Source organism: Pedobacter ghigonis, assembly GCF_903166585.1.
Taxonomy (GTDB): Bacteria; Bacteroidota; Bacteroidia; order Sphingobacteriales; family Sphingobacteriaceae; genus Pedobacter; species Pedobacter ghigonis.
In genome coordinates, this window is record NZ_CAESCM010000005.1 from 302,214 (window position 1) to 315,732 (window position 13,519).

The 13,519-nt window shown below is 39.6% G+C and carries 10 protein-coding genes; 4 read left to right on the plus strand and 6 right to left on the minus strand.

The window, feature by feature from the left end; translation table 11 throughout:
• Positions 1-90 precede the first annotated feature (90 nt).
• The gene (locus HWV58_RS10315) at positions 91-1,095 is read left to right on the plus strand and encodes a cytochrome d ubiquinol oxidase subunit II (RefSeq protein ID WP_175634022.1); all 1,005 of its coding nucleotides are present in this window, start codon (positions 91-93) and stop codon (positions 1,093-1,095) included.
• 269 nt (positions 1,096-1,364) lie between these two features.
• Here the strand turns inward: HWV58_RS10315 and HWV58_RS10320 are convergent, their stop codons facing one another.
• The 3 genes from HWV58_RS10320 to accD form a co-directional block, all read right to left on the minus strand.
• Positions 1,365-2,912 carry a M20/M25/M40 family metallo-hydrolase gene (locus tag HWV58_RS10320; protein ID WP_175634023.1) on the minus strand — a complete coding sequence of 516 codons (1,548 nt, stop codon included), beginning with the start codon at positions 2,910-2,912 and terminating at the stop codon, positions 1,365-1,367.
• A gap of 184 nt (positions 2,913-3,096) precedes the next feature.
• The gene (locus HWV58_RS10325) at positions 3,097-3,561 is read right to left on the minus strand and encodes a YciI family protein (protein WP_175634024.1); all 465 of its coding nucleotides are present in this window, start codon (positions 3,559-3,561) and stop codon (positions 3,097-3,099) included.
• A gap of 302 nt (positions 3,562-3,863) precedes the next feature.
• Positions 3,864-4,709 carry an acetyl-CoA carboxylase, carboxyltransferase subunit beta gene (accD, locus tag HWV58_RS10330; protein WP_124561310.1) on the minus strand — a complete coding sequence of 282 codons (846 nt, stop codon included), beginning with the start codon at positions 4,707-4,709 and terminating at the stop codon, positions 3,864-3,866.
• Between the two features lie 373 nt (positions 4,710-5,082).
• Between accD and fbaA the strand changes: the two genes are divergently transcribed.
• The 3 genes from fbaA to HWV58_RS10345 all read left to right on the plus strand — a co-directional run bounded on the left by fbaA (position 5,083) and on the right by HWV58_RS10345 (position 7,222).
• Positions 5,083-6,162 carry a class II fructose-bisphosphate aldolase gene (gene fbaA / locus HWV58_RS10335; protein WP_090771287.1) on the plus strand — a complete coding sequence of 360 codons (1,080 nt, stop codon included), beginning with the start codon at positions 5,083-5,085 and terminating at the stop codon, positions 6,160-6,162.
• A 156-nt stretch (positions 6,163-6,318) separates the two neighbouring features.
• On the plus strand, positions 6,319-6,825 hold the full coding sequence (locus tag HWV58_RS10340; RefSeq protein ID WP_175634025.1) for a low affinity iron permease family protein: 507 nt from the start codon (positions 6,319-6,321) through the stop codon (positions 6,823-6,825).
• Complete coding sequence (locus HWV58_RS10345) at positions 6,800-7,222, plus strand: GNAT family N-acetyltransferase (RefSeq protein WP_175634026.1); 423 nt, start codon at positions 6,800-6,802, stop codon at positions 7,220-7,222. The genes HWV58_RS10340 and HWV58_RS10345 overlap by 26 nt, the downstream gene beginning before the upstream one ends.
• 139 nt (positions 7,223-7,361) lie before the next feature.
• Here HWV58_RS10345 and HWV58_RS10350 read toward each other — a convergent pair whose 3' ends face one another.
• The 3 genes from HWV58_RS10350 to secDF form a co-directional block, all read right to left on the minus strand.
• Positions 7,362-8,222, minus strand: coding sequence for a hydroxymethylglutaryl-CoA lyase (locus HWV58_RS10350; protein ID WP_175634027.1), 861 nt, complete (start codon positions 8,220-8,222; stop codon positions 7,362-7,364).
• A gap of 427 nt (positions 8,223-8,649) precedes the next feature.
• A complete protein-coding gene (locus HWV58_RS10355; RefSeq protein ID WP_175634028.1) occupies positions 8,650-9,969 on the minus strand; it encodes an NAD(P)/FAD-dependent oxidoreductase in 1,320 nt (439 codons plus the stop codon).
• A gap of 218 nt (positions 9,970-10,187) precedes the next feature.
• Entirely contained in the window at positions 10,188-13,172 is a 2,985-nt protein-coding gene (secDF, locus tag HWV58_RS10360) for a protein translocase subunit SecDF (protein WP_175634029.1), read from the minus strand.
• Positions 13,173-13,519 lie beyond the last annotated feature (347 nt).

Consider the following 13,519-nt stretch of genomic DNA (forward strand, 5'->3'; position numbering starts at 1 on the left):
GATGAACACGGATAAAAATTTTGATGTATGTTGCTTAATTTCTTTAAAAATCTGTGTTTACCAGTGTAAATCTGTGGCAAAAAATAAATTATGGAACACGTAGTAATTACCTTTTTATGCATGGCCATTCTGCTCTACTTTTTATTGGGCGGAGCCGATTTTGGTGCCGGAATTATTGAATTGTTTACTTCAACCAAGAACAGGAGCAAAACCCGTAAAACCATGTACCAGGCCATTGGTCCGGTATGGGAGGCCAACCATATGTGGCTGATTATTGCCATTGTAATTCTTTTTGTGGGTTTCCCGTTTATTTACACCACCATGTCGGTTTACCTGCATATTCCATTGGCGATTATGCTCATCGGAATCATTGCCCGCGGAACTGCATTTGTTTTTCGCCATTACGATGCCGTTAAAGACGATATGCAGTGGTTATATAACCGTATTTTCAGGTATTCGAGCTTTGTTACCGCTTTGTTTCTGGGGATCATTGCCGGAAGCCTGATTTCGGGCCATATTGATACGCAGGCGACAGACTTTTATACCGCCTATATTTCGGGTTGGTTAAACTGGTTTTCGGTTGCTGTTGGCTTCTTTACGGTTGCACTTTGTGGTTTCTTAGCAGCAATCTATTTGATTGGTGAAACAAAGGAAGCACATGATAAACGTCGCTTTATTAAAAAAGCCGAATTTATGAACATAGCTGCGGTAGTTTTTGGTGCAATGGTATTTATTGCTGCACAAAGGGATAAGATTCCGTTAATCGATTGGGTTTTTAAAAGCAGTGTTGGTTTATCGTCCATTGTTCTCGCTAGTTTATCGCTTGTATTGTTGTGGTACCTGTTGATTAAAGGCAAAACCAAGGTTTTACGCATTTTAGCAGGCTTTCAGGTAACGATGATTCTCCTGGCGATTAGTTATGCCCACTTTCCGAATTTTATCCGTTTAAAAAGCGGAGATGCAATTTCATTGCTGGAAACCGCCGGACCAGAGAAAACCATTTACAGTTTGGGTTTGGCACTTTTGCTGGGAAGTGTGCTGATTTTACCTTTCTTGGGGTATCTTTTTTATAAATTTCAGAAGAAAGAGGAGTAGGGGGGTGTTATGCTGAGGTACGAAGCATCTGTTTCATCGGTTGCAGATGCTTCGTGCCTAACATTGATAAACCCATAGAAAAACCGTCATTGCGAGGAACGAAGCAATCTTACAACGATCGCTAGTTGAAACTGAAGTAATGCTTTTTCCCACCCATAGTAGTAGGATTGCTTCGTTCCTCGCAATGACGACTCCGAAGGGGCTGTCACTAATATTGATTTTTATGAAATAAATTAATTCTCAGAATGACAGTGTTTTAGCTAAATATACTACAACCCACCTTTTCTGTTCGATTTCGTTTGAACAGGCCAGCTTGCCGGCTTACCCGTACGTTCGTTTACCGGTAAATCTGTAGCTTTTTCAGTAGAAGTTTTTTCAGGATCTTCTGATGCCATATAAACCATGATGGCAGCTAAAATTACGTTACTTTTAATCTCGTCGAAAACTAGTTTATCGTAACTGTCGCGGTTGGTGTGCCAGGTATAAGTGCCATAATCCCAGCTGGTTGAGCTTAACGAATAACCCAAAGCTCCTGCAGCTACAAACGAAGCAAAATCAGATCCTCCTGCGCCAGGTGTACCCGGGAAGCTGGTTTTGATCTGGTTTTTGATGGTATCAGGTACGGCAGCTAACCAACGTGTGATGTAATCTTTTGATTTGGCAAAGCCTTGTCCGCCGATATTAACCACGCGGCCGGTGCCGTTGTCCTGATTAAATAAAGCCTGCAGGTTATTTACAATTTCGGGGTGATCTTCTACAAATGCCCTCGATCCGTTTAAACCCTGCTCTTCGCTACCCCAATGGCCAACCAGAATGGTACGCTTAGGGTTAGGATAAATTTTCTTTAAAATACGCATAGCTTCCATCATTAAAATGGTTCCTGAGCCGTTATCGGTTGCGCCACTTGCGCCATCCCACGAATCGAAGTGTGCCGAGAGCATCACGTATTCATTCGGTTTTTGCTTTCCTTTTATCTCAGCAATGGTATTAAAAGTAGGTACTGCGCCTAGTTTCTTTGATTCCGATTCGATTTTAAGCATCGGTTTGTTGCCATTTAAAGCTAAACGGTAAACCAGGCCATAATCCTCTACAGATAAATCAAGGGTTGGTACTTTGGTTGTATTGGCACCAAAAATTTTATCAACGCCAAAGCCTTGCGACCAGTTGTTGATAACCACCGCAACTGCTCCTGCATTTTCTAAAGCTACAGGTAAAGTTTTAGCATTATAGCCTGTTTTGGTAATGCCTGCAGCAAATGCTTTCGCCGCATCGGCTTTTTGTTTTTTGAATTTTTCGAATAAATCTTTTGTGGCAAATTCTTCCCAGTTTTTTTCTGGCCGGCCAGAAAGCTGGTTCATGGAAATCAGTACGATTTTACCTTTTACATTGGGTAACCATTTTTGAAAGGCGACCGAATCGGTAATTTCAGGGAGGATAATGGCTTCAGCGTTAATGGCTTTGCCATTGGTTGACGGGCTCCAGGCCAATTGCGTTCCTTCGAGCGTTCTCACCCGCGGACTTACCAAATCGATGTGGGTAACACCTCTTTCCCAGCCAGCCCACTCGCCCCACTTTTCGTTTTTGGCTGAAATGCCCCAATCGCTATATTTTTTTACTGCCCAATCGTTGGCCTGCTTCATTTGGGGCGAACCCACTAAGCGTGGACCTACAACATCCAGTAATTCGTGCGCAAGTTTTTCTAACTGCGAGTTTTCATTTACTTCTTTAACAATATTGTCGATTACTTTTTTGTCTTGTGCGAAAACACTGACCGAAGCGCATAGCAATAGCGCAGAAAACAGTAGCTTTTTATTCATAATTAAGTTAGGTTTAGTTATTTGATAAAACGAATTTATGAAATAAGGGCTAGGATTGGGGGATGTTAATGGAAATGTTGCAGTGGCGTTGATTGGTGTTGGCTGTTACCAATAGACACTAAATTGATGTTTTGCAAATTTGTAAAAGAAAAGGTCAGATGGTAACATCTGACCTTAAGGCTAACTAAAAGCTTTTCTTTTGTACCTTATCATGAAAAGGCAGATATTCTGAAAGTGCTGCCGAGCCATACCAGTTATAGAGTTCTGGCTCTAGTAACTTGGCCTTAATCGCCGGATCGTTTTCTAGAAGCTGTTTGGCTTCATCCATCGATTTGGTGTTTAAAATAAAGATACCGCGGTAATTCTTATCGTTTTTGCCCATTGGTCCGGCAATTACCAGTTTGTTTTGCTCAACCATTTTGCCCATGTTGGCCATGTGGCCGGCAAAAAGGCTGTCTGTTTTAGCTTTGGTTTCTGTGGTATTGGTGCCCGATTTCAGGATCACCATAATGTACATCTTCATGCCGTAATCGTCGGCACCCAATTTTTTAGCAAGGGCTTCATCGTATGGTACCTTCGCTTTTTTATCCTGAGCTTGCATAGTTAGTGCAGCAGCAATAAGACAGGTTAAAAGAAGTAGTTTTTTCATCTGATTTTTTGTTTGGTTAGATTAAAAATAAGAAAAAAATACGAAGTCTTGTTTTTCGAGGTACACTATTCCCCTTCTTAGTTCTTAGGAGGGTTGCCCGCAGGGTGGGGTGGGTTTAAGCGCCATGAGGGGACGGCCTTTCCGAAGCACAGCAAGCTACCGTAAAATAAACCTGATTGCAGCGTGCATGGAGCGTAGCCTAATAAAGCAAAAAGCAGGACTGAATAAACCGATTTATTCTAGCCCTGCTTTTCTGTTAATCAATTAACCAGTTTAAACAATTAACCAGTTAACCTATTTATTTAGTTATTCATCATTTTAATAAAAGCGCCCAATTTAGCTTTCATGGCTCTTCTATCTACAATGAAATCGAGGAAACCGTGCTCCAGCACAAATTCTGAAGTTTGGAAACCTTTTGGTAAATCTTTTTTAATGGTTTCTTTAATTACCCTTGGGCCTGCAAAACCGATCAATGAACCTGGTTCGGCAATGTTAATATCGCCCAGCATAGCATAAGAAGCAGTTACACCACCTGTAGTTGGATCGGTTAGTAAAGAAATATAAGGAACTTTAGCCTGACCCAGTAAAGCCAGTTTAGCTGATGTTTTAGCCATTTGCATCAATGAAAATGCAGCTTCCATCATCCTTGCACCACCTGATTTGGAAATCATAAGGAAAGGCACTTTGTGTTTAATACTGTAATCGATAGAACGGGCAATTTTTTCACCTACTACCGAACCCATAGATCCGCCGATGAATGCAAAATCCATACAGGCAATAACAATATCCTGACCTTCTATTTTACCCACTCCGGCACGAATCGCATCTTTTAAGCCGGTTTTAGCCTGGCTTTCTTTAATTCTATCGGTGTAAGGTTTGTTATCGTTAAATTTTAAAGGGTCGCCAGATGTTAAGTTAGGGAACAGCTCTTTAAACTCGTTATCATCAAATAAAACCTCGAAATATTCTTTTGAGCCTACTCTCAGGTGGTAATCGCAGTAATGGCAAACGTATTTGTTTTCCTGAAGTTCTGCCTGATGTAGCGGTTTTTTACAATTTGGACATTTATTCCACAAACCATCCGGTGCTTCTTTTTTCTCTTCGGTTGTGGTAATGATACCTTTTTTTTCTCTCTTAAACCAAGCCATATAATTTTTTGAAGAATTGGATTGCAAAGAAACGAAAAATAAAATAAACTCGACCCTAATTGACTGTAAAAATAGTCGATGGTTGTTGGTGAATAGTTGATAGCCAATTGCCGAAGTAATTGAAACTGGTATTTGCTTACTTAAAATTGGTTACTTTTTAGGGTTTATTTCCCCTTTGGGGCATTTAACTTATTTGATTATTGATTATTGGAAATTGATTATTAAAGGTAGGTGTGTCTTTTTTACACTAAGGATAATGTGTTTTTTACACTAAACAGGCCTTATTTTGCTGTCAGGCAAATAATTCTGTTGTTATAAAAGCTTGGAATGTTATTTTTTTTTATAACTTCGGACTTAATAAAATTAACAAGAAATGAGTTTAAAAGGCTACAAAGGCGTAATTTACGGAGATGCCGTTCAAGAATTGTTTGAGCAGGCTAAAAAACATCAGTTTGCTTTACCAGCAGTAAACGTTACCGGTACCAATACGGTAAATGCGGTAATGGAAACTGCAAAGGCAGTAAATTCGCCTGTTATGATTCAATTATCTAATGGTGGTGCCCAGTTTTATGCTGGTAAATCGTTAGATAACGAGAAATTACAGGCATGTATTTTAGGTGCTGTATCGGCAGCTAAACATGTACATTTATTGGCAGAACATTATGGTGTTGCTGTGGTTTTACATACCGACCACGCAGCTAAAAAATTATTGCCATGGATTGATGGATTATTGGATCACGGTGAAAAATTCTTCGCTGAAACCGGAAAACCTTTGTTTTCATCTCACATGTTGGATTTATCGGAAGAGTCGATCGAAGAAAACATGGAAATTTCTGCTAAATATTTAGCACGCATGGCTAAAATGAACATGACTATCGAAATCGAGCTTGGTGTAACAGGTGGTGAGGAAGATGGTGTTGATAACAGCGATGTAGACAGCTCTAAATTATATACACAACCAAGTGAAGTGGCTTATGCTTACGAAGAATTGAGCAAAGTTTCTCCGCGTTTTACTGTTGCAGCTGCTTTTGGTAACGTTCATGGTGTTTATAAACCAGGTAACGTTAAATTACAGCCGGTAATTTTGAAAAACTCTCAGGATTTCATCAAAGAGAAATTCAGCTTAACTGCAGAGAAACCAATTAACTTCGTATTCCACGGTGGTTCTGGTTCTTCTCAGGAAGAAATCAGAGAAGCAATCTCTTACGGTGCAATTAAAATGAATATCGATACTGATATGCAGTGGGCATTTTGGGAAGGTATTTTAGAATATTACAAAAAGAACGAAGCTTATTTACAAGGCCAGATTGGTAACCCTGAAGGTGATGATAAGCCAAATAAAAAATATTACGATCCACGTGTATGGTTACGTAAGGCTGAAGAAGCTTTCGTTAAGCGTTTAACTGTTGCTTTCGAAGACTTAAACTGCATTAACGTTAACGATAAACTGTAAACGGGTTTTAAGGTTGGAAAGTTGAAAGGTTTTAACGTTGGAACGTTGCAACATCACAGCCCTTTAACATTACAACGAACAATGAAGGCGCCATAGGTATAAAAAACTTATGGCGCTTTTGTTTGTTTAATGGTATATTTAAGCAAACAATCTGTGATGAGAAAATCTAAAGCTGATACTAAGAAAAATAACTTTTTTGAGCGGTTTGCCAATGCTGCAACCAAATTTACCGGAAGCTCCACAGCCTTTATTGCTGCAACTGCTATCGTTATCCTTTGGGCTGTAACCGGACCTGTATTCAATTATTCTGAAACCTGGCAATTGGTTATTAATACTGGTACCACCATTATTACCTTTTTGATGGTTTTTTTAATTCAAAAAGCACAAAATAAGGATGGGAAAGCAATACAATTGAAACTGAATGAGTTGATTGCCGCGCACGAAAAAGCGAGTAACCGGATGGTAGATATTGAAGATTTAACCGAAAAGGATTTGGATCAGTTACACAAATTTTACGTTACGCTGGCTACATTAGCCAAAAAAGAGGCCGATATTCATTGTTCTCATTCAATTGATGTTGCAAATGAGCTGAATGAGCTAAAATTAGAAAAGAATAAACACTTTAAACACCACAATAATGAGTCTGCAAGTTCAAAAAATTAACCACCCCGAAGATTTAGATAAAGCATTTGCTATTCGCAAAACTGTATTTGTAGATGAGCAGAACTGCCCGCCTGAACTGGAGTGGGAGCATGAAGATGAATCTGTACATTTTTTGGCCACACATAACGGCCAGCCTTGTGGTGCCTGCCGCTGGCGTAAAACAGACAGTGGCTATAAACTGGAACGTTTTGCTGTTTTAAAAGACTTTAGAGGCCACGGGGTGGGCCGCGCATTAATTGCCGAAGCTTTATCTGATTTACCGGATGATGCACACTACATTTACCTCAATTCGCAGCTTGATGCCATGAGCCTATATGCCAAGTTTGGCTTTGTTGCGGAAGGAGAGCAGTTTGAAGAAGCAGGTATTCAACATTTCAGGATGGTGAAGCAGGTTTAGCGATTAACTACGATTTAATTCAACCGTCATCTCGACCGGAACGCAGTAGAGTGGAGAGATCTACCTCGAGATAGATTTCTCGACTTCGTTGCACTTCGCTCGAAATGACGATAAGCGAGTGAGTATGAGCAGAAAGAAATCACCCAAATATCCTTCCCGATAAGGCCATAGCCTCATTCCATTTATCCAGGTTCAGGTTTAAGCTTTCTCCTTGCGCCTTTAAGAAGCTCATTACGTCTTCGGTAGCAATGTTGCCGGTAAGGTCATCAGCAGCCATGGGGCAGCCTCCAAAGCCCTTTAAAGCAGAATCAATTCGTTTTACACCTGAATGGTAGGCGGCGGCTATTTTCTCGAAACGTCCGGCAGGGGTGGAGTGTAAGTGCACACCAATTTCGGTAGCACTAAACCTCGAAATCAGTTTAGGCAGTATACTTTCAATTTTTTCAGGTGTTGATACCCCAACAGTATCAGCCAGAGATAAAATCCTTACACCTTTGCTTACCAACACATCTGCCCATTGCTCAACAATTTCATAATTCCACTCATCGCCATAAGGATTACCAAAACCCATAGAAAGGTAAACTACAGCCTCCTTGTTGTTTTTAACACAAAGGGCAAGCATTTCTTCGACTGTATTTAGGGATTGTGAAATGCTGGAGTTGGTATTGCGTTGCTGAAACGTTTCTGAGATAGAAAAAGGGAAACCAAGGTAATTGATCTCCTGGTGCCCGATAGCTGCTTCTACACCACGCAAATTGGCTACAATGGCCAATAGCTTAGTTTTAGTATTGCTTAAATCGAGATTTGCTAAAACAGCAGCCGTATCTGCCATTTGCGGAATCGCCTTTGGCGAAACAAAACTCCCGAAATCCAAAGTATCAAAACCTACCTGTAGTAATAAATTAAGATATTCGGATTTCAGTTGGGTTGGAACAAAATCGTTTAAACCCTGCATCGCATCGCGGGGGCATTCTACTAACTTGAATTGATTTTGACTCATATTTTTGGTTTAAGCGCAAGTTGGGGAAAGTTTTCGTTAAAAAGAAGTGGTTAGTATTAGATATCAGTTTTCAATTACCAGTTTGCAGTTAGCAATTTACAGTTAACAATTACCAATTTTCAGTTGGATTTGGCTATAAATCCAGTTATCAGTTTACAATTTTCAGTTTGATTATGGAACATCTGATATTAGCCTATTACCAATCACCAATTATCAGTTCGGTTGTGAAATATTGGCTATTAACTATAGACTATAAACCAATAACAAATGAACCAATGACCTATTGAAAAAGATTGCTTCACGCTAACTGCTCATGCCTGTCCTTCAGTTCGCAATGACGGATAGGGTGTGAACTAATAACGAATTATACGTAGTCCCTCAGTTAACCGATTAACCAATTTAAGCAGTTAACCAATTAAAACATGAACTAATGAACTTCTTTCGGTACTTCCTCCCTATAATCAACACTTCTGTCTTTTGCAAAGGTTCTGATAATTAAACGGGTACCTCTATCGTAGCTAAAATAACTCCAGATCCAGTTTACAAATACAATAATTTTATTACGGAAACCTACCAGGGTCATCAGGTGTACAAACATCCAGGTAAACCAGGCGAACACGCCCTGAAAACGGATTTTACCGATATCAACCACTGCTTTGTTTCGGCCAACGGTAGCCATAGAGCCTTTATCGAAATATTTGAATTTTTCGAGTGGCTTGTTTTCTACAATATTGATCAGGTTTTTAGCCAGATGATGTCCTTGCTGAATGGCTGCTGGTGCAACGCCCGGGTGACCGTTTGGTGTTTCTTCGTCAATAATTGCGGCCACATCGCCAATGGCATAAATATTCGGATAACCTACAATCAGGTTTTGGGTGTCGGTTTTTAACCTTCCGCCCCTTACAATTTCGGCTTTATCGAGGCCGTTTATCACCTGACCTTTAACGCCGGCACTCCAGATCACCGTTGAGCTTAATATAGGAGCCTTATCCTGTAAAGTAAGCGTATGGCCGTCGTAACCCAGTACCCGTGTTTCGTTCATTACCTGCACGCCCATATCGGTCAGGAAATCTTTCGATTTCTTTTGTGCCTGGGGCGACATCACGCCCAACAACTCTGGCGAATTTTCGATCAGATAGATATTTACCTTGCTCACATCCATTTCAGGATAATCATTCGGTATTACATGCTTTTTAAGCTCTGCAATGGCTCCAGAGGTTTCTACACCAGTTGGACCACCACCCACAACCACAAAGTTTAATAATGCACTCTTTTTATCCAGATCCTTTTCAATGAGTGATTTTTCGAAATTCTGTAAAATGAGGCTTCGAAGATCAAGGGCTTCCGGAATGGATTTCATTGGCATCGAATTGGCTTCGATTTCCTGGTTGCCAAAGAAATTACTGGTAGAGCCAGTGGCGAGTACAAGGTAATCGTAACTCACTTTACCGATATCGGTTTGAAGACAATTTTCGGCAGGATTAACAGCTGTAACTTTGGTTACCCTGAAAGTTAAATTCTTTTGCCCTTTAAAAATCTTGCGGAGCGGAAAGGCAATCGAATCGGCTTCTAAACCACCGGTTGCCACCTGATACAGCAAAGGCTGAAAAGTATGGTAGTTATGTTTATCGAGCATCACTACCTGAAAAGGTTTATTTTTTAAACGTTTAGCTAACTCAATCCCACCAAATCCTCCGCCAACAATAACTACTCTGGGGTATTCGCTTTTAGGAAGTTGTAAATCCATTTTCTATCGGTTTATCTGCTACTAATGTAACAAAAAGATAGCCAAAAGGTTTAAAAAATGGGGTTTTGGCAGTAGTAATTGCCGTTTTGTTGGAGATATAACGCTGTTATGACTAAGTGGATTTTAAACCAGATAGGTTTTCAAAACTTATTTGGTTTGGCATAAAAAAAGCGCCCCGGTTAACCGGAGCGCTTAAGTATTTTAAAGATTTTTGGATCTTATTTTTTCTCAGCAGAACTACCCAAATCAATTACGATAGGAGTAGAGATACATAGTGATGAGTACGTACCGATGATACGACCGATTAACAAGGCGAAAATGAATCCGCGGATGCTATCGCCACCGAAAATGAAGATTACCAATAATACGAAGAATACGGTTAACGAAGTTAAAATGGTACGGCTTAAGGTACTGTTTAACGCAAAGTTGATTAAGTTGTTACGCTCTTCGCCATGTAAATCGTCTTTACCAGCTTCTTTAAGTTTCTCACGGATACGGTCGAATACAACAACTGTCTCAGTCATGGTGTAACCCATTACGGTTAAAATTGCTGCAATAAAATCCTGACCAATTTCTAGTGAGAATGGCATCAGACCGTCTAAAATGGTGTAGAAAGATAATACCATTAAAACGTCGTGGAATAAAGCGATTACCGCACCTAAACCATATTGCCATTTTTTAAACCTTACAACGATGTAGATAAACATGAACAAGCATGAGATCAGTACTGCATAGAAAGCACCATTTACGATATCGCTGGCGATAATCGGCGTTACTTTTTGCGAGCTTACGATTTCATATTTAGAACCTGCTAAACCTTTGTTTAAAGCATCTTCAACAACTTTATCGGTTTTAACATCCTGATCTGCAATGTGGAAAGTAGTGGTGATTTTTACCTGGCTATCTTCGCCTGCAGTTTTAACCTCTGGAGTTTCGTTATCAAAAACAGGGGTTAATTTCGATTTTATATCTTCAGTACTTACTGCCTTATCGAAGTGTACTAAGTAAGTTCTACCACCTTTAAAGTCTACACCAAGGTTTAAACCACCGTTTTTGAAGTACATACCGATACCAGCAACAATGATGATGGTAGAGATAATATAATAGATTTTACGACGGCCAACAAAGTTGAAGGCTAAATTTTTGAACGCGTTACGGGTTAAGTTGTTATCGAAGTTAACTTCAATTTTACGGTTTAACAACGAATCGAAAACTACTCTTGAAATGGCTACAGCAGCAAATAACGACGAAAGGATACCAATACATAAAGTAGTTGCAAAACCCTGAACCGGACCACTACCAAAAACATAAAGGATAGCACCTAAAATGAATAAGGTAACGTTCGAGTCGATAATTGATGGCATAGCATGTTTGAAACCTTCTTTAATGGCAGCACCAACATTTTTACCATGTGCAAGCTCTTCACGTACACGTTCAAAAATAAGGATGTTCGCATCCACTGATAAACCGATGGTTAACACAATACCGGCGATACCAGGTAAAGTTAACACAGCGCCTAACGATACCAGGATACCGATAACGAAGAATAAGTTGATTAAAAGGGCAAAGTTAGCAACCCAACCAGCACGGTGATAATATAACGCCATGAAGATTAAGATTACAATAAATGCAATTACGAAAGAGATTAAACCATCGTGAATAGCTTGAGCACCCAAAGTAGGACCAACAATGTAGCTACCTGCAATACGTGCAGGAGCAGGTAATTTACCAGCTTTTAAGATGTTTGATAAATCTTTGGTGTCTGCTTGTGTAAAGCTACCGGTGATTTGTGAAATACCGTTAGGGATCTCGTTTTGAACGGTAGGAGCAGAATAAACCTGGTTATCTAATACGATTGCAATCGCTTTTAAGTTATTTTTATCAGCAGAAGCTTCAGCAGTAATTTTTTTCCATTTTGCAGCACCTTCGCTGGTCATGTACATGGTTACTTCTGGTTTACCTTTTTGGTCAAAGTCAGCACGCGAATCGCTGATTGCCTCACCACCTAAATCTGGTTTACCATCGGCACTTACTACTTTAATGGCATATAGTTCGAAAACTTTAGAACCTTCTCTTGGTCTAACGCTCCACATAAATTTCATCGTAGATGGAATTGCGGCAGCAACCTCAGGCATTTTTAAATATGCATTAACTTTTGCAGTATCTTTTTGTAGCGACATACCAACAACTGCACCTGGCATTAATTGTTGTTGTCCGTTTTGTCCCTGGTAAATTGGTAAGTTCAATACCGCGTATAATGGGTTCGATTTTACCAGTTCAGCTCTAACAGCCGAAGAATCTTTTTTACCTAAACCTGCAAGTTTACCACCTTTAGCCGAGCTATCTTTAGCAGCGGATTTTTCTAAACCAGCTAATTTGCTTCCGGCTTCAGCAGGGGCAGCAGTTGTATCTTTTGCAACAGGAGCAGCAGTTTTTAATGTTGCAGCTAAAGTTTTGTTGATGTTTTCTAATAAAGGAGCAACTTCTTGTACCTGGTACACTTGCCAGAATTGTAATTCGGCCGAACCTTGTAAAAGTTTAGCAATACGCTCTTTATCTTGTACACCTGGCATTTCGATTAAGATGCGGTTACTGCCTTCTTGTTTTTGCATGTTCGGACTTACAACGCCGAAACCATCAATACGAGAACGTAATACAGTAAACGAACGATCAATTGCGCTTGTTGCTTCTTTTTCTAAGAAAGATTCAACGTCGCCATTGCTTGCATTTGGTTTTAACTGCGATGCGTTATCCTGGTTTGAAAAATAATCAGCAAGTTTTACACCTGGACTTAATTTTTCAAATTCGTTAACGAAAATTTTGATGTAATCTTTACCACCGGCATTTAACTGGATCTGTGCGTTTTGAACAGCTTTGTTGAAGTTTGCATCGGTAGGGTTACCCGCTAACGATTTAACCAATTCAGCTAACGATATCTCCATCGTTACGTTCATTCCGCCTTTTAAGTCAAGACCCAAATTAATTTCTTTCGATTTTACTTCCTGATAAGTGAATCCGGTTACAGGATAAACTTTTTCGGTACTCATCGAATCTAAGTAAGCCTTTTCTTTAGCTAAGTCACCTTTCGCATAGTTTTTTGCGTCTTTTTCTACCTTGGATGCAACCAAAGTAAAAGAGAGGGCATACGCACAAACGATAGCTAATACTATCGCTATAAACTTAATAAAACCTTTTCCTTGCATTGTTTGTTTAAAATAATTTTGTCTTTCGCTGTTTTTTAACAAGTCGGCAAATCTAATTAAATTTTTAAATTATAGAACCCCTTAATTGATAATTTATTAAGATTAGTTTCTAAGATAGAATTATACCGTCAAAATAGTCAGGGATCGGAGGTCGGAAGTCGGGAGCTGCTGTGCTTATATGTTCTCAAATAAAAACTAGTGTTCTCCTATGTTTGTTGTGAAATTTAAAAATAATAAATTTAACATATTTAAGTGAAAAAGAGTGAGAGTTGATTTGTGCCCAAACAACTTCTTATAGTATGTTCTCACGGAGATATTGCCTCACTCTTTTTTGCCTTTTAGAATCT